The organism is Caulobacter sp. Root1455 (assembly GCF_001426905.1).
Classification (GTDB): domain Bacteria; phylum Pseudomonadota; class Alphaproteobacteria; order Caulobacterales; family Caulobacteraceae; genus Caulobacter.
Map to the genome: position 1 here is coordinate 161,939 of NZ_LMFQ01000021.1, position 16,916 is coordinate 178,854.

General features: G+C 69.8%; 16 protein-coding genes. 6 read left to right on the forward strand and 10 right to left on the reverse strand.

Translation table 11 applies throughout. The features are described 5' to 3' along the window. Positions 1-3 precede the first annotated feature (3 nt). From ASD21_RS12915 to ASD21_RS12925, 3 genes are all read right to left on the reverse strand, one after another. Entirely contained in the window at positions 4-1,632 is a 1,629-nt protein-coding gene (locus ASD21_RS12915) for an OprO/OprP family phosphate-selective porin (RefSeq protein ID WP_056441592.1), read from the reverse strand. 309 nt (positions 1,633-1,941) lie between these two features. Next, on the reverse strand, positions 1,942-2,346 hold the full coding sequence (locus ASD21_RS12920; protein ID WP_056441595.1) for a nuclear transport factor 2 family protein: 405 nt from the start codon (positions 2,344-2,346) through the stop codon (positions 1,942-1,944). After that, positions 2,343-3,125, reverse strand: coding sequence for a Coq4 family protein (locus ASD21_RS12925; protein WP_056441598.1), 783 nt, complete (start codon positions 3,123-3,125; stop codon positions 2,343-2,345). Before ASD21_RS12925 ends, ASD21_RS12920 begins: the two co-directional genes overlap by 4 nt. Before the next feature lie 112 nt (positions 3,126-3,237). On the opposite strand from ASD21_RS12925, the gene ASD21_RS12930 reads away from it, so the two are divergent. Continuing rightward, the gene (locus ASD21_RS12930) at positions 3,238-3,465 is read left to right on the forward strand and encodes a ribbon-helix-helix domain-containing protein (protein ID WP_056442407.1); all 228 of its coding nucleotides are present in this window, start codon (positions 3,238-3,240) and stop codon (positions 3,463-3,465) included. Here ASD21_RS12930 and ASD21_RS12935 read toward each other — a convergent pair. Together ASD21_RS12935 and ASD21_RS12940 are read right to left on the reverse strand one after the other, a co-directional pair. Continuing rightward, complete coding sequence (locus tag ASD21_RS12935) at positions 3,462-3,698, reverse strand: hypothetical protein (protein WP_056441601.1); 237 nt, start codon at positions 3,696-3,698, stop codon at positions 3,462-3,464. The two genes, ASD21_RS12930 and ASD21_RS12935, sit on opposite strands and share 4 nt — an antisense overlap. A gap of 11 nt (positions 3,699-3,709) precedes the next feature. Then, entirely contained in the window at positions 3,710-3,910 is a 201-nt protein-coding gene (locus ASD21_RS12940; protein WP_056441605.1) for a hypothetical protein, read from the reverse strand. Between the two features lie 135 nt (positions 3,911-4,045). Here ASD21_RS12940 and ASD21_RS12945 point away from each other — a divergent pair, with 135 nt between their 5' ends. From ASD21_RS12945 to ASD21_RS12960, 4 genes are all read left to right on the forward strand, one after another. After that, positions 4,046-6,466, forward strand: coding sequence for an ATP-dependent helicase (locus tag ASD21_RS12945; protein WP_056441608.1), 2,421 nt, complete (start codon positions 4,046-4,048; stop codon positions 6,464-6,466). A gap of 84 nt (positions 6,467-6,550) precedes the next feature. Then, the gene (locus ASD21_RS12950; protein ID WP_056441610.1) at positions 6,551-6,976 is read left to right on the forward strand and encodes a hypothetical protein; all 426 of its coding nucleotides are present in this window, start codon (positions 6,551-6,553) and stop codon (positions 6,974-6,976) included. A 62-nt stretch (positions 6,977-7,038) separates the two neighbouring features. After that, a complete protein-coding gene (locus tag ASD21_RS12955; protein ID WP_056441613.1) occupies positions 7,039-7,788 on the forward strand; it encodes an exonuclease domain-containing protein in 750 nt (249 codons plus the stop codon). An 88-nt stretch (positions 7,789-7,876) separates the two neighbouring features. After that, positions 7,877-8,713, forward strand: a complete 837-nt coding sequence (locus tag ASD21_RS12960) for an AraC family transcriptional regulator (RefSeq protein ID WP_056441614.1) — start codon at positions 7,877-7,879, stop codon at positions 8,711-8,713. A 97-nt stretch (positions 8,714-8,810) separates the two neighbouring features. Here ASD21_RS12960 and ASD21_RS25245 read toward each other — a convergent pair whose 3' ends face one another. The 5 genes from ASD21_RS25245 to ASD21_RS12985 all read right to left on the reverse strand — a co-directional run bounded on the left by ASD21_RS25245 (position 8,811) and on the right by ASD21_RS12985 (position 14,195). Then, on the reverse strand, positions 8,811-9,368 hold the full coding sequence (locus ASD21_RS25245) for a sugar O-acetyltransferase (RefSeq protein WP_442856971.1): 558 nt from the start codon (positions 9,366-9,368) through the stop codon (positions 8,811-8,813). Between the two features lie 76 nt (positions 9,369-9,444). Then, positions 9,445-9,711 (reverse strand): helix-turn-helix domain-containing protein, encoded by a 267-nt coding sequence (locus ASD21_RS12970; protein WP_056441617.1) that lies wholly within the window; start codon positions 9,709-9,711, stop codon positions 9,445-9,447. 92 nt (positions 9,712-9,803) lie between these two features. Then, a complete protein-coding gene (locus tag ASD21_RS12975; protein WP_235523810.1) occupies positions 9,804-10,289 on the reverse strand; it encodes a hypothetical protein in 486 nt (161 codons plus the stop codon). A 66-nt stretch (positions 10,290-10,355) separates the two neighbouring features. After that, complete coding sequence (locus tag ASD21_RS12980; protein ID WP_056441626.1) at positions 10,356-13,172, reverse strand: ATP-dependent DNA helicase; 2,817 nt, start codon at positions 13,170-13,172, stop codon at positions 10,356-10,358. Positions 13,173-13,241: 69 nt separating this feature from the next. Continuing rightward, complete coding sequence (locus ASD21_RS12985; protein ID WP_056441629.1) at positions 13,242-14,195, reverse strand: tetratricopeptide repeat protein; 954 nt, start codon at positions 14,193-14,195, stop codon at positions 13,242-13,244. Positions 14,196-14,324: 129 nt separating this feature from the next. Between ASD21_RS12985 and ASD21_RS12990 the strand changes: the two genes are divergently transcribed. Then, the gene (locus ASD21_RS12990) at positions 14,325-16,889 is read left to right on the forward strand and encodes a ligase-associated DNA damage response DEXH box helicase (RefSeq protein WP_056441632.1); all 2,565 of its coding nucleotides are present in this window, start codon (positions 14,325-14,327) and stop codon (positions 16,887-16,889) included. Positions 16,890-16,916: the final 27 nt, after the last annotated feature.

Here is a 16,916-nt window from a genome sequence, read left to right on the forward strand (position 1 = left end):
CGCCTAGAACGCCATTTGCGAGCGCAGGGAGATGACCTGGTAGCGCTGGCCGATCTGCGCGCCCACCGGCGTGGCGTAGGCGGTGGCGGACGGCGACAGGCGATCGATCTTGACGTCCTGATAGTCGAGCATGAAGCGGACGATCGAGTTGAGGTACCAATTGACCCCGCCCGAAACGACCGTCTGCTCGCCGCCGCGAACGGCGCTGGCGCCGGGCGCCGTGCCGAGGGCGCCCGGCTGGTAGTTGAGGTCGACGGTCGAATACCGGCCCGCCAGCTCGAACGCGCCCCAGGCGCCGGTCAGCGGACTGAACGGGTGAGTGATGCTCGGCGCGTCGAAAGCGAAGGTGTTGGGGTTATAGCGGCGCTTTTCGCCGGTCAGCATCCAGCTGCCCTCGACATACCAGCCGTCGAAATGGGGATCGCTGACCCCGGCTGCCGGATTGCGCCGCTCGATGCCGATCCGCTCGTATTCGGCCTGGATCATCAGGGTCTTGTATTGGCCGGCGGCCTCCACGCCCCCCGTGCTGACGTGATCGGCGTCGATCGCCCCGGTCGAGATCAGCCGGGTTCCGTCGACGCGCAGTTCCGGACGCTCCTGCAGGGTCACGCCGTAACGGACCGCGCCCGCCGCGGTGTCGGGGCCGCCGGTGTCGGCGGTGCGGGCGACATAGCTGCCGTGGACGCCCAGGTGGACGAGGCGGTCCTTGTCCTTGAGCGGCAGGAAGGCGGCGCGGCCGACATAGGCCAGGGCGCTGTCATAGGGCTGGGCGGCGCCGGTGGCTTGCGAATTGACCACCCCGACCGTGCGGCCGGTGATCGAGCCGGCGGCGTACCAGCGCTCGCCCGCCGCCCACGCCATGGCAGCCTCCCGGAAATCGCCGCCGGCCACGCCGCGGGCGATGTCGGCCGCAGCCGGGCGTTCCAAGAACGGGGCGCCGAAGACCGAACCCTGGTCCTCCAGCCCGATGGACGGCGCGAAGGCCCCGACCCGGAAATGGAACGGCTTGAGGCCGGAATACTGGAACCACAGCTCCTGGATATGGCCCGCGTCCTCCATGCCCGCACCGCCGTACTCAAGCAGCACGTTGTATTCGAAGTCGCCGAACGCCTTGCCGTCGACGCCGATGCGGGCCCGGCGGAAGTTGGTTCCCGAGGCCAGGTCGCGGGCGTGGGCGGTGTCGGCGGGCGTGGCGCCGCGCCGGAAGTCGCTGGTGATCGGTCCGGGCGGATCTTGCCTGTAGTCGGCGGCGTCGAACTGCATTCCGCCGTGGAAGGTGGCGGCGAAGCGTCCGTCGGTGCTCTGGATCGATGGTTTGCCGACCACGATGCTGGCGACCGCGCTCGAGGGCGGGACGCTGGCGACGGGCGGCAGGCTCTGGATCGGCGCGGGCGGCGGTGTCAGCGCGGCGGCGGGCGTGGGAGGCGCGAACGCGGTCCTGCGCTCCATCATCTCGACCTTGGCGGCCAGCGCTTCGAGCTGGCTTTGCAGCGCCTCGATCCTGGCGTCGCGCGGGTCGGGCGCGGCGGCGACGGGCGATGCCTTGGCGGCGGCGCCGGCGTCCGTGACGCCGAGACTGAAGCCCACGGCGAGAGCCAGCGCGGAAGCGCCGAGGAAGTGTCTGCTGTCCATTTCAACTCAATCCAAGCTTCGCCCCCGGAAGGGAGGGGTCTTGGGCGGGTTGTAGAGCGGCGCCGTGGAAAGGGCTTGATAAGCGTCAAGCTGCGCCGTGCAACTTCGTCGCACCCTTGTCGAGCCGTCGCGGAACGGGCTTCGCCTGGGTGCTGGTGCTGGCCGACGAGCTTGAGGGTCACGTCCGGATCCGTCTCGTCATCGGGCTTCCGGACGCTCCGGGGCGAGACGCGTTATCGTTATGTATTGCCATTACATAACGCATCTCGCCGTCAAGCTCCCTTTTGGGGCGAACGGCGCAAAGACCCGCTAACCGCGCAGGAACCCGTCCACCAGCGCCTGGTCGCCGTCATAGACCCAGCACTCGGCCAGCAGGTCGTCGGCGATCCGATAGACGAGCACGCGATCCAGCTCGGTGACGACGCCGTCGCGCTCGAAGGCCTCGCGGGCGATCACCACGGCCCGCTCCGGTCCGGCGGTCACATCGACGATGCGGACCAGCTTGCGGCGCGTGCGACGGCTGACCTCGGCAAGGGTCGCCAAGGCGGCGGCCAGGCCGACATGGTCGCCGGTCAGCGGGTGATCGCCGAAATAGTGCAGGGTGAAGTCCGGATGATAGCAGGCGCGCAAGGCCGCCAGGTCGCCCGCCGCCCACGCCTTGGCGTAGCGCTCGGCGACCGCGCGGTTGGCCGCCGCTCGGATCTCGGTGGTCACGCGGCCTCGGCGATGCGGTCGCGATACTGGGGCGGGATGGCCTGATAGGCGGTGTTCGGCGCGACCTTGTAGGTCCGGCGCGCCTCGTCCAGCGGCATGGCGAACAGGGCGGGATAGTCGACCGCCGGCAGCCAGGCGGCCGAGCGGCCGTTGCGCCAGGCCTCGCGCACGGCCTTGCCGTAGGGCTGGCCCAGCCTGGCCTTCTGGAACTGGCGCGCGCCGGCCAGGGCGATGACCGCGAAGCCCAGGCTCCGGGTCTGGGCGTACGAAAAGGCCACCACGCAGACCTCGCCCAGGGCGTCGGTGCCGTAGCCGGTCAGCACGTGCCAGACATCGTGCACGTCGCGCATGCGCCGGGCGTACCAGGCCAGCGGATGGGCGGCGTCGACGTCGGACTCGGGAATCTTGCGGCTCTCCTCGGCCAGGCCTTCCGCCGACAGGCCGCGCGGCGCGATGAAGTCGCGATAGGCGGCGCCGACCGTGCCCGGACCGAACTGCGCCAGCCAGACGGGATCCGACAGCCGCTCGGCGAACTCGTCGTGTTCGTAGGCGATGCGGCCGCCCTCGGGCGTGCTCAGCAGGCGACGGTAGCCCTTCGGGATCGCGTTGCCCGCCAGGGCGCGCATGATCTCGAACACCTGGGCGGTGTCCTCCTTGTCGGCGATCAGGCGCCGGACAGCCCGAAGCGCCCGCAAAGGCTGCAGGTTGAACGACTGACGCCCCCGCTGCATCGGTTGGCGCGACTTTGGCCCACCGAGCACTTGCGTGGCTGCGATCATAAGGCATGCTCCTGCTGAACCCGATAAAGATGACATGGCGTCATTTTTATTCAAGAGGGTTCAGCGACCCCCGATCTGCGACGTGATCAGACAGCAACAGGGGATGGGCATGATGGGCAGTCTGAAGAAGCGTTCGATCAACCTGGCCGGCCACGCGACCTCTCTGGCCCTGGAGCCCGAGTTCTGGACCGTGCTGCAGGCGGCGGCCAGCGCGGACAAGATCAGCGTCGCCGGCCTGATCCAGCGCATAGACGCCGGGCGCGGCGAGCGCCCGCTGGCCTCGGCCTGCCGGGTGTTCGCCCTGCTGCATGCCCAGGCCGGCGAGGGCGGAACGGTCTAGCTCTGCGCCACGCCCGGACCGGGCTTGGGCAGCGGAATAGGCTCCGGGATGGGCGTTCGCCGAGGCAGGGCCGGCGCCTTCGGCATCTGCATCGACAGATCGGCCGTCCGCACGGTCAGCAGGCCGGAGCGCCAGCCGCCGATCACCAGGGCGGCGATCAGCAGCAGCACCCCCAGCAACGTCAGACCGGCCACGCCCAGATGCTGGGGCCGGATGTCGTCGCGACGCGCCATGGCGCCCTCCCCTAGCCGGCCGGCTTGGGCGCGTCCGGAACCTTGGGCGCGTCGAGCTGCGGCGCGGAAACATTGACGTCGACGGTCTTCTTGTGGCTCACGCCGCCGGTGAAGACGAAGTAAGCGATCACCGCCACGACCACCACTAAGGCGCCGATGATGAACGCCATGCCGGTCCCGCCGCCGCCGCTCGTATTGGTTTCTTCAGCCACTTTCGTCTCCTGTGATTTCCATCCCCGCCGAACAAACGGGAGGTGGAGGTCGAGGTTCCGGCGCGAAGCGCGACGCCGGCGCGGCGGATGGGCGCGAGGGCTTAAGCCGGACGAACTTTGTGCTACATATGTTCCATGTCTCAAGGCTTCGACTCGTCCAAGTTCCCCGGCATCCCCGGCGACTTCCCCGGTGATCTCCCCGCTCCGCGCATCTCCGACCTGGCCCGCCCGCGCGGACCGGACGGCGGCGGTCCCACGCCGAACTATCTGGAGGGGCTGAACCCCGAACAGCGCGCCGCCGTCGAGGCGACCGAGGGTCCCGTGCTGGTGCTGGCCGGCGCCGGCACCGGCAAGACCCGGGTGCTGACCACCCGCCTAGCCCACATCCTGGCCACCGGCCGCGCCCGGCCGTGGGAGCTGCTGGTCGTCACCTTCACCAACAAGGCCGCCCGCGAGATGCGCGAGCGGATCACCCACATCATCGGCGACGAGGCCGAGGGCCTGCGCTGGCTGGGCACCTTCCACTCGGTGGCCGCCCAGATCCTGCGCCGCCACGCCGAGCTGGTGGGACTGAAATCCAGCTACACGATCATCGACACCGACGACCAGGAACGGCTGCTCAAGCAGCTGATCGAGGCCGCCGACATCGACGCCAAGCGCTGGACGCCGCGCGCCCTGGCCGGGCTGATCGACACCTGGAAGAACCGCGGCTGGACGCCCGACCGCGTACCGCAAAGCGAGGCCGGCGAGTTCGCCAACGGCCGGGGGATCACCCTCTATCGCCAGTACCAGGAGCGGCTGCGCATCCTGAACGCCTGCGACTTCGGCGACCTGCTGCTGCACAACATCACCATCTTCACGGCCAATCCGGACGTGCTGGCCGACTTCCAGCGGCGCTTCCAGTACGTGATGGTCGATGAGTACCAGGACACCAACGTCGCCCAGTACCTGTGGCTGCGACTGCTGGCCCAGGGTCGCCAGAACGTCTGCTGCGTCGGCGACGACGACCAGTCGATCTATGGCTGGCGCGGGGCCGAGGTCGACAACATCCTGCGCTTCGAGCGCGACTTCCCCGGCGCCAAGGTGATCAAGCTGGAGCGCAACTACCGCTCCACCGAGCACATCCTGGCCGCCGCCTCGGGCCTGATCGACGCCAACAAGAGCCGGTTGGGCAAGACCCTGTGGACCGAGGCCTCGGGCGGCGAGAAGGTCAAGGTCAGCGGCGTCTGGGACGGCGAGGCCGAGAGCCGGATGGTCGCCGACGAGATCGAGAAGGCCAAGCGGGCCGGCCGCAAGTACAGCCACATGGCCATACTGGTGCGCGCCTCGTTCCAGATGCGGGCCTTCGAAGAGCGGTTCGTGATGCTGCAGATCCCCTACAAGGTGGTCGGCGGCCCGCGGTTCTTCGAACGCGCCGAGATCCGCGACGCCCACGCCTATCTGCGCCTGATCCAGTCGCCGGACGACGACCTGGCCTTCGAGCGGATCGTCAACACGCCCAAGCGCGGCATCGGCGACACCTCGGTGCAGAAGCTGCTGCAGATCGCCCGGCTGGAAGGGATCTCCACGGTCGACGCCGCCCGGGTGATCATCGGAAGCGACGACCTGCCGGCCCGCACGCGCACGGCGCTCAGCAACTTCCTGCGCGACCTGGACCGCTGGCGGGCCCTGGCCGCCAACACCCCGCACCAGCGGGTGATGGAGGCGGTGCTGGAGGAGAGCGGCTACACCGACGCCCTGCGCCTGGACAAGGGTCCGACCAGCCAGACGCGGCTGGAGAACCTGAAGGAGCTGGTCCAGTCGATGAGCGCCTTCGACACGCTCGAGGGCTATCTGGAGCACGTCTCGCTGGTCATGGACCTGGACAAGGGCGCCGGCGACGACGCGGTGTGGATCATGACCCTGCACTCGGCCAAGGGGCTGGAGTTCCCGCTGGTCTTCCTGCCCGGCTGGGAGGAAGGCGTGTTCCCCAGCCAGCGCAGCATGGACGACAAGGGCGAGAAGGGCCTCGAGGAAGAGCGCCGCCTGGCCTATGTCGGCATCACCCGGGCCCGCGAGGAGGCCCGGATCAGCTTCGTGGCCAACCGCCAGGTCTATGGCCGCTGGACCAGCCAGCTGCCGTCGCGGTTCGTCGATGAACTGCCCCTGGCCCACGTCGATGCGGCCTCGGAGACCGGCTATTACGGCGGCGGGCCGGGCATGCAACAGACCGTGTCGTCGCGCTGGGACGACCCGGGGACCAGCACCTTCACCGCCGGCAGCTATGACAGTCCCGGCTGGAAGCGGGCCCAGGAGCGCGCCTCCGGTTTCGGCGAGCGCGGCGCGAGCTGGCGCAGCGGCGGCTCGGCCGCGCGCTCGGCCCCGATCGAGGGCGAAGGCCGGCTGGTGGCGGTTTCGGCCAGTTCGGCGGCCAGCGCCTATACGCGCGGCGACCGGGTGTTCCACGTCAAGTTCGGTTACGGCAAGGTCACCGGCGTCGAGGGCAACAAGCTGTCGGTGTCGTTCGACAAGGCCGGCGACAAGAAGGTGATCGACAGCTTCGTGGAAAAGGCCTGAGGCGAGACCGGAATCCGGCTGATTGACGGGGCTGGAGAGAGGGCCGAGCGTCACCAGAGGTCGAAAACCCCTGGAGGACTCGCCTTGAAATCCGCCGCCCTGATCGCGACCGCGGTCGCTCTCCTGTTGCCCTGCGCGGCCCACGCCGCGGCCTGCGACACCCTGAAGAACGCCACCTATGCCGGGATCATGCGCGGCAAGTTCGACGCCTATCCGGACGCCTTCGCCGGCTCCAGCCTGACGTTCGACGCCAGCGGCGTGGGCGCCGGGCGCGGCGTGATCGGCTATGATCCCGCCAGCACGGCGGCGGTCCAGAGCCCCTATGCCGGGGTGACCTGCACCTCCAACGCGGACGGAACGACCGGTGTGCTGAACTTCGGTCCCAGCCTGGGCAACAACAGCTTCACGGTGTTCGACGGCGGGGCCCGCATCTGGATGAAACACGAGATCCCCGGGCGTCCGATCGCCGGCTGGCTGTTCCGCCTGCCGCCGGCTCCCCGCGCGCGCTGACGGCCTGATCGCCGGGTCGAATCGCACGTTGGATCGAGCGCCACCGCCCCCATATTCAGCTGATGCTCACTCCCCGTGTCCGCGTCGTCGATCTGGAGACCGCCGGAAACGGTCCGCACGACGTCTGTGAGATCGGCTGGCAGGACGTCACCCTGGGCTCGAACGGCCGCTGGCGCGTCGATGAGGAGCGCGGATCGCGACTGGTCAATCCCGGTCGCCCGATCACGCCCGAGACGATGGCGGTCCACCACATCATCGACGCCGACGTCGCCGGCGCGCCGTTCTGGAAGGACGTCGCGGCCGACGTCCTGAAGCCCGAAGGCGAAATCCGGGCGCTGGCCGCCCACCGCGCGGCTTTCGAGCAGCGATACTGCACGCCAAGGTTCACGGGCGGCGCCCCCTGGATCTGCACCTGGAAATGCGCCCTGCGGCTATGGCCGCACCTGACCAGCTTCTCCAACCAGATGCTGCGCTATCAGCGCATGCCCGAGGGGCTGATCCGAGAGCTGGGCCTGCCGGCGCACCGAGCCCTGCCGGACGCCTATGTCACGGCCCACCATCTGCGCGACATGCTCAATCAGGCCTCGTTGGAGCAACTCCTGGCCTGGAGCCGCGAGCCGGGCCTGCTGCCGCGCGTGCCGAATGGTCCCGAACGCGGCAAGCCCTGGGATCGTCTCGCCGCCGACGTGCTGCAAGCGCTGGCCCAGGACCGCGACCCGAACCTCCGCTTCAGCGCCGAGACCGAGCTGCGCCGTCGAGGCGAAGCGCCCCCGGCCGGAGCGGCGGAGCCGGCGCAGCGGACCCTGCTCTGACGGCTTGCGACGGCCGCCGCAATCCCGATCAAATGCCGCCCGGACCGACGCGCTATCTCTTCCGCTCGCTTCGTCACGAGACCCGTTCATGAACCCCGTCGAGCAAGCCATCTGGTTCATCGAGAGCCATTCCGCCCAGCCTCTGGACCTGGACGAGATCGCTCAAAGCGGCGGGGTCTCGCGCTTCCACATGTCCCGCGCCTTCGTGGTCGCCACCGGCCGTCCGGTGATCGGCTATCTGCGGGCGCGACGGCTGACGGAGGCCGCGCGGCGGTTGGCGCAAGGGGCTCCCGACATCCTGTCGGTGGCCTTGGAGGCCGGCTACGGCTCGCACGAGGCGTTCACCCGCGCGTTCGGCGACCAGTTCGGGATCACCCCCGAGCAGGTGCGCGCGGCGCGCGACCTGGAAACCCTGCAGCTCGTGGAGCCCATCGTGCTGGACACAAGCCTTCGAACCGACCTTCCCCCGCCGCGCCTCGAACAGGGCCGCGCCCTGCTGATCGCCGGCCTGACCGGCCGCTACGGCTGCGAGGGCCCCGGCGGCATCCCCGCCCAGTGGCAGCGCTTCGGCGAGCATATCGGCCACATCCCGGGCGAGCTCGGGAACGTGGCCTACGGCGTCGTGCTGAACGGCGACGACCTGGGCAATTTCGACTATGTCAGCGGCGTCGAGGTGGCCGACTTCTCCGACCTGCCCGAGGGCTTCGTGTCGGTGCGGATCCCAGCCCAGCTCTACGCGGTGTTCCACCACGCCGGGCACGTCTCGACCATCCGCCGGACCATGCACACCATCTACACGCAGTGGCTGCCGGAGTCGGACTACGAGCCGGCCGACGCGCCGTTCTTCGAGCGCTATGGACCGGAGTTCGATCCGCGCACCGGCGAGGGCGGGCTGGAGGCGTGGATTCCGGTGAAGGCGAAGTAGGCCTCGGCTGACTTTGGGGACACACACCCACGGCAAGGCCAGCGAAAGTCTGGCGATGCTTTCGGGTGGGTGTGTGTCCCCTACTTCTCCCGGTGAACTACTTGCCCCGGACCCGCGCCGGATTGCCCACCACCGTCGCGCCCTTGGGCACGTCGCGGGTGACCACGCTGCCGGCCCCGATGATGGCGTCGTCGCCGACCGTCACGCCGGGCAGAATGATCGAACCGCCGCCGATCCAGACGTTCTCGCCGATCACCACAGGCCGGGAATATTCGATGCCCGTGCGACGCTCGACCGGGTCGCGTGGATGCTCGGCGGTGTAGATCTGGACATGCGGCCCGATCGTCGTGGCCGCGCCGATGGTCACCTGGGTGACGTCCAGGATCACGCAGTTGAAGTTGAGGAACACCCCCTCGCCGATCGAGATGTTGTAGCCGTAGTCGCAGTGGAACGGCGGCCGGATGCTGACGCGGTCGCCGACCTGCGCCAGCAGTTCGCGCAGCAGGGCGTGGCGCTCCGACGGCGGCAGATCCAGGGCGTTGTAGCGGCCCATCCAGGCCACCGCCGCCTCGTGGTCGGCCATGATCTCAGGATCGATGGGGCTGTAGAGATCGCCGGCCAGCATGCGCTGCTTCTGGGTGCGAATGTCGGTCACGAGGCGAAGGCTCCCTACTCGCCTCCTCCATGCCAGACGGCGGACCCGACGACAAATCCCGTGCGGCTGGGACGCCCTAGAAGCGCTCCAGCGCCTCGCGCACCACGTCCGGCGCATGGTCGATGACCCGCAGATAGGCCGTCAGGGCCGCGTCGGGCCGGGCCTGACCCAGCTCCAGGGCCGCCAACTGGGCCAGGGGGATGCAGAAGGCCCGCGCGAACTCGTCCTGCGACAGGCCGCTGCGCCACCGCACGCCCTGCACCAGGGCCCGGGCCGACCGAACGTGGCCGGGGTCGGCCTGTTCGTCGACGGCCATGTCGGCGGTGATCTGGGATCTGGTCATCTAACGCTCCTGGCACTTCCCCCCTTGGGCGAGGTGTGTAGGCGCGTTCCGTTGCAGGAATTCGACGCCATTGCGTCGGATGAGCGACTCTATCAGGGCTTTTTGGGCGCCGGCGTTCTCGCCGGCAGGCCGGTCATGGCCCGGGCCCTCGTCTCGACGGCCTCAACGCCCTTCAGCGGATCGCCGGCCGCCTCGAGCATGCCGTTGAACAGCTTCAGATCCTTGGTGCTGATCTTCTGGACGCCCTTGTCCCTGGCCCACTCCAGGCCGATCAGCTGACCCAGGCGGCAGGCCTTGGGCAGCAGGGTCGGCTGCTCGGTCGGCCCGCCCTTGACCAGCAGCTTGCCGACGATGTCGTTCCAGTTGGGCGAGCCCGGGAAGCAGAACGACAGGCGATCGCAGGTCCCGGTCCAGAACCGCTTGTACCAGCGCAGATGCTCGTCGGTGTCGAAGCGGATGGCGTCGGTCGGCTTGATCAGGAACTGGCAATCGGCGCGCACGAACTCGCCCGCCCGAGCAGCCGGCGCGATCCCCAGAAACACCACGGCCGCCAGGGCCGTCCAACCTCGAAACAACACCAACGGAGACATTCCCGAGCGACGCGTCCCTTTCAGACGGTCTATGAAAACCAGATATCGCGCTGATTAAGAACGGTCTTCCGACAAAAATGCGGCGGTGGCCTCGATCGCCTCGACCAGGCCCACGCGCTCGATCGTCACGCCCTCGGGCAAGCTGGAGAACAGGCGGGTCGGGGCGGCGGCGTCCAGCATCACGAACACCCCCCGATCGTCGGCCCGGCGGATCAGGCGGCCGAAGGCCTGGCTGATGCGGGCGCGCGCGGTGCTGTCATCATACCCCTTGCCGCCAAATCTCGCGCGGCGGGCCTTGTGCAGCACGTCGGGACGCGGCCACGGCACGCGGTCGAAGACCAGCAGGCGCAGGGACCGGCCCGGCACGTCGATGCCGTCGCGGATCGCGTCTGTGCCTAGCAGGCACGCGTCCTCCTCGGCCCGGAAGATGTCGACCAGGGCGCCGGCCTCCAGCGGATCGACGTGCTGGGCGTAGAGCGCCAGGCCTTGGTCGGCCAGGGGCGCGGCGATCCGTTCATGCACGGCCTTCAGCCTTCGGATGGCGGTGAACAGGCCCAGCCCGCCGCCGCCGGCCGCCAGGAACAGCTCGCGCATCGCCGCCGAGACTTGGCGCGGATCGTCCTTGCCGACGTCGGTGACCACGAAGGCGCGGGTGTTCTTCGCGTAGTCGAACGGCGAGACCAGGCGCAGCACCTTGGGCGACTGCGGCAGGCGCGCGGCGCCGGTGCGCATCTCGGCCAGGGCGAACGGGTCTTCCAGAGCCGGGTCGGTCAGGGTGGCGCTGGTCACCAGCACGCCATGGGCGGGGCTCAGCACCGCGGCGCGCAGCGGTTCGGTCGGGTCCACCCAATGGCGGCGGCAGGCGGCGTCGACGACGCGGCCGTAGAGGAAGGTCGCCTCGAACCAGTCGACGAACTCCGGGTCGTCTTCCGCATCCTCGTCGATGGCCTTCAGGATCGAGCGCCAAGCCGGCAGGGTCATGCGGGCCCGGCGGTCCAGGCCGCGCAGCGCGCCCTCGATCCGCGCGCGCTCCGAGGTCGGCAGGGTGTCGGTCTCCTCGTCCAGCACGTCTTCCAGGTGGCGGGCCAGGGCCAGCAGCGGGGCCTCGATGGCGGCCAGGGCCCGGGAAGCCTCGCCGGCCCGTTCGCGGACCAGGTCGATGGCCGGACGGGCGGCGCATTGCAGCCCCTGCTCGGCCGCGCCGGGACGGTCGGTGACTCGAGCCCGCAGCTGTTCAATCACCGAGACCAAGTATGTTTCAATAGGGCCGATCGGATTGACCTGGCCGTCCGGCGGCGCGATGCGGCCCGACCAGCCCTCGCCCGGCAAGGCGGCGGCGGCCTGAAGCGCGGCGTTCAGGGCCGCGCGGGCCCCCTCGCGCTCTCCGATGATGTCCAGCAGACGGGCTTCCAGCCCCCTGCCCCGCCGGCCGCGCCCCTCGGGCCCGCGCAACCAGCGCCGCAGCTCGGCCGCCTCCGCGCCCGAGAGCGCCGCCGAAAAGGCGCTGTCGGCGGCGTCGAACAGATGGTGGCCCTCGTCGAAGACGATGCGCTTGAGCGAGGTGGTCTCGTTGTCGCCCTTCAGGCCGCGCGCCGCCCGCGCCCCGTCGAAGGCGGCCTGGCTCAGCACCAGGGCGTGGTTGGCGATGACGATGTCGGCCCGCTTGGAGGCCCGCACGGCCTTTTCGATGAAGCAGACGCGATAGTGCTGGCAGCCGGCGTGGATGCACTCGCCGCGCCGGTCGACCAGGTTGGCCGGCCCAGCCTGGACCGAGGGCGCGATGGCGAACAGGGTCGGCAGCCAGGCCGGGAAGTCGCCGCCGGTCATGTCGCCGTCGCGGCTGACGCGGGCCCAGCGGGCCGCCAGCGCCAGGCCGATCAGATCGCCGTTGCCCAGCTGGGCGGTGTTGACCTGCTCCTGAAAGTTCAGCAGGCAGATGTAGTTCTCGCGGCCCTTGCGGACCACCGCCTTGCGGGCCCGGACCAGCGGGTCGGGATAGATCGCGTGGCTTTCGCGCTCGATCTGGCGCTGTAGGGCGCGGGTGTAGGTGCTGATCCACACCGAAGGGCCGTTGGCCTCGGCCCACAGCGAGGCCGGGGCCAGATAGCCCAGGGTCTTGCCGACCCCGGTGCCGGCCTCGGCCAGCATCATCTGCGGCTCGCCCTCGCGCTCGCGGGGGGCGAAGGCGTAGGCGGCCTCGCGGGCGAAGGTGTCCTGGGCCTCGCGCACCTCGTCCAGGCCCGAACGGTGCAGCAGTTCGCGCAGCCGTTCACTGGCCCGTTCCGGATCGACGGGACGCGAACCGGGCTCGCCGGGCGGCGCCTGGTCCTCCCACTCGGTGGCGCGGGCCCAGACGTCCAGGCCGGAACTGCGGAACTGATTGCCGAACGGCGCCGAACGCAGGGCGCCGACCACCGCCGGTCCCCAGGCCCAGCCGGCCCGGGCCAGGGTCTCGGCGACGGCCAGGGCCTCCTCGCGCGACGGCCGGGGCGTCAGGGCCAGCTCGTGCAGCAGCGCCGCGGCGGCGTCCCGCAGGGTCTGAGCTTGGGCGGCCGCGCCCTTGGGCTCGGGCAGGCCCAGCGCCGTGGCCAGCCCTACCGCCGACGGCGCGCAGAAGGTGGCCGGCCGGGTGAAGGCGTAGAGCTCCAGCACGTCGAATACGCCGCGCCCGCGAGCCGGGGCCTGCAGGTTCAGCCGTTTGGCGGTCATCGCGGCGTGGGCCACCAGCACCGGCCCGTACTCGAACAGGTCGCGGGCGTCGGGCGTGCGCATGACCCGCCCCTCGCCCGAGCCGTCGGCGACGCCGGCGCGCGGGCCGGGCAGAACCACCAGGGCGGGGGCGAGATCGAGGGCGGGAATCTGTGCGGTCACGCCCCTGATTTAGCAGGTCGGCGGCCGAAACAAAATGCGAACGAAGGGCTCGAGCCTTTTTACGGGGCTCTAGGCGATCGGGGTTTCCGAGGAGCCGCCCTCGAGGCGCTCGACGGCGTCCTCGGCCATTTCGGCCACCTCGTCGTCGTCGCTCTCGGCGGCCATCCGGTACAGCTGCACGGCCTTGGCGCGGCTGGCCTTCACGCCCTCGCCGTCCTCATACATCTGGCCCAGTTCGTAATAGGCCGTCAGGTTGCCGGCGCTGGCCGACAGGGCGTAGAGGCTCAGGGCCTTTTGCAGATCGACCGCGACCCCTTCGCCGTTGTGATAGGCGGCGGCGACATTGGCCATGGCCACCGCCGAGCCTTGCTGGGCCGCGTCCACATAGAGCTGCAGCGCCTGGACCTCGTCGACCGGCACGCCGTAGCCCTGCAGGTAGTACGAGCCCAGATCGTTGATCGCGTCGACCGAGCCGGCGGCGGCGGCCTTGCGCATCCAGGCCACGGCCTGAGCCTCATCGGCGGGCAGGCCCAGTCCCAGCTGATAGGCCAGGGCCAGCTTGTACATCCCGCCCTGGTCGCCGCCGGTCGCGGCCCGCCAATACCAGCCCACGGCCTGGGTCAGATCGTCGGCGGTGGTCTCGTAGACCAGCCCGGCGTTGTAGGCCCCCAGGGCGTCGCCCTCGGCGGCGGCGGCCTTGTACAGCGACAGCGCCTTGGCTTCGTCCTGATCCAGGTCGTCGCCCGCGAAATAGAGATTGCCCAGGGCGATCATGCAGGCGGTGTCGCCGGCCCTGACGCCCGCGTTAAGCCAGCGCACCGCGGCGTCGACGTCCCGCTGGTCGCCCTCGGCGGTCAGATAGCTTTGCGCCAGACGGTCGTAGACGCTGACGTCGCCAGCCTTGGCGCGGCGCAGAAGCTCGGCTCGCGCGGGCTCGGCCTGCCCAACGGGCGCCGCCAAGACCGGCGCGCTCGTCGCCAGCATCGCCGCCAGGACCAGACCCGTCAGGCCGCTCGTCGCCATCCGTCCCATCTTCGTACGCCCCTAACGATCAGAACCTAGGGATGGACTTGCGTACCACCCTTGTCAAAACGCCGAACGTAGGCAGGTTGACGCATGGAAACGGAACGGGAACATGCTATAGGCCGATCAATGGCCGAGGCGACCGCCCTTCCTCCCCGCTTTGAGCAGTGGTTCGCCTCGCGCGGCTGGGCGCCCAGGCCGCATCAGTTGGCCATGATCGAGAAGGGCCGGCTGGGCCGCGACGCCCTGCTGATCGCGCCCACGGGCGGCGGCAAGACCCTGGCCGGCTTCCTGCCCAGCCTGATCGAGCTGGCGCAGCGCGCGCCGCGCAACACGCCGGCGGGCGTCCACACCCTCTACATCTCGCCGCTCAAGGCCCTGGCGGTCGACATCGAGCGCAACCTGGCCACGCCGATCCGCGAGATGGGCCTGAACATCGTCGCCGAGAGCCGCACCGGCGACACCGGCGAGGCCCGCAAGCAGCGCCAGCGCCTGCGGCCGCCCGACATCCTGCTGACCACGCCCGAGCAACTGGCCCTGTTCTGCGCCTGGGAGGGCGCGCGGGGTTATTTCGCCGACCTGTCCTGCGTCATCATCGACGAGGCCCACGCCATCTGGCCGTCTAAGCGCGGCGACCTGCTGTCGCTGGGCCTGGCGCGGCTGCAGCTGTTCGCGCCGAACCTGCGGCGGGTCGGGCTGTCGGCGACGGTGGACGATCCGGACCTGGTGCGGCGGTGGCTGGGCTGGAACGGCCCTCCCCCCGTGGGGGAGGCGACGCAAAGCGTCGGTGGGGGGAATCTTGATAAGCCAGCCACTCCCCCCTCCGTCGATCTTCGATCGACACCTCCCCCACAGGGGGAGGAACTGCATTCCGTTGACCTCGTCCTGGGTTCCGGCGGCGCGCAGCCGATCGTCGAGGTGCTGGTGTCCGGCGGCAAGGTGCCCTGGGCGGGCCATACGGCCCAGCATGCCATGGCCGAGATCTACGAGATCATCAAAGGCGCCAAGACCGCCCTGGTCTTCGTCAACACGCGTTTTCAAGCGGAATTTGCCTTCCAGGAACTCTGGAAGCTGAACGACGACGGCTTGGCCATCGCCCTGCACCACGGCAGCCTGGCGGCCGAGCAACGCCGCAAGGTCGAGGCGGCCATGGCGCGCGGCGAGATCCGGGCCGTGGTCTGCACCTCGACCCTGGACATGGGCATCGACTGGGGCGACGTCGACCTGGTCATCCAGCTGGCCGCGCCCAAGGGCGCCTCGCGGATGGTCCAGCGGATCGGCCGCGCCAACCACCGCCTGGACGAGCCCTCGCGCGCCATCCTGGCTCCGGCCAACCGCTTCGAATATCTGGAGTGCCGCGCCGCCGCCGACGCCATCCTGGGCGGCCACCTGGACGGCGAGCCGGCCCGCACCGGCACGCTGGACACCCTGGCCCAGCACATCATGGGCTGCGCGTGTTCCGAACCCTTCGCCCTGACCGACCTCTATGACGAGGTTCGCACGTCCGGTCCCTATGCCGACCTGTCGTGGGAGGACTTCGAGACCGTCGTCGACTTCGTCTCGACTGGCGGCTACGCGCTGCGCACCTATGACAAGTTCCGCCGCATCGTGCCGGGCCAGGACGGCCTCTGGCGCGCCCGCAACGCCCAGGCGGTGCTGGCCCACCGGATGAACATCGGGGCCATCGTATCGCCGGCCATGATCAATGTCCGTATAGGCGGCGGCAAACGCCCCATGGGCGGGCGCAAGGTCGGCGAGGCCGAGGAAGGCTTCTTCGAGGCGATGACGCCGGGCGACACCTTCATCTTCGCCGGCCAGGTCTGGCGGTTCAACAGCCTGGTCGGGGCCGACGCGTTCGTCACCCCCGCGCCCGACAAGGACCCGATGATGCCCAGCTGGGGCGGGTCGAAGTTCCCGTTGTCGACCTATCTGGCCGGCCGCGTGCGGGCGATGATGCACGACGAGCGCGAATGGCCCGCCCTGCCCCCCGACGTCCAGGAGTGGCTGAACTATCAGAAGGTCCGCTCGATCATGCCCGAGCAGGACGAGATGCTGCTGGAGACCTTCCCGCATGGGAAGCGCTTCCATCTGGTCTGCTATCCGTTCGAGGGACGCCTGGCCCACACCACCCTGGCCATGCTGCTGACGCGGCGGCTGGACCGGCTGGGCATCGGCCCGTTGGGCTTCGTGGCCAACGACTACGCGGTCGCCATCTGGGCGCTGAAGCCGATGGACGAGCTGGATCTGGACGAGCTGTTCGCCCAGGACATGCTGGGCGACGACCTGGAAGCGTGGCTGGATGAAAGCTTCCTGATGAAGCGGGCCTTCAAGGCCTGCGCCCTGATCTCGGGCCTGATCGAGCGCCGCCATCCGGGCCAGGAGAAATCCGGCCGCCAGGTGACCTTCTCGACCGACCTGATCTATGACGTCCTGCGCCGCCACCAGCCCGACCATCTGCTGCTGCGCTGCGCCCGGGCCGACGCGGCGACCGGTTCGCTGGACGTGGCGCGGCTGGGCGACCTGCTGGCGCGGATCGGCGGCGGCCGCATCCGCCATGCGGCGCTGGACCATGTTTCGCCGTTCGCCGTGCCGATCATGCTGGAGATCGGTCGCGAACGCGCCCCGGGCGACGCGGCCGGGGAAATGATCCTGGCCGAGGCCGAGGAAGACCTGATCGCCGAGGCGATGGCTTGATGCCTGATCGCGGAGCGATAACCTAGT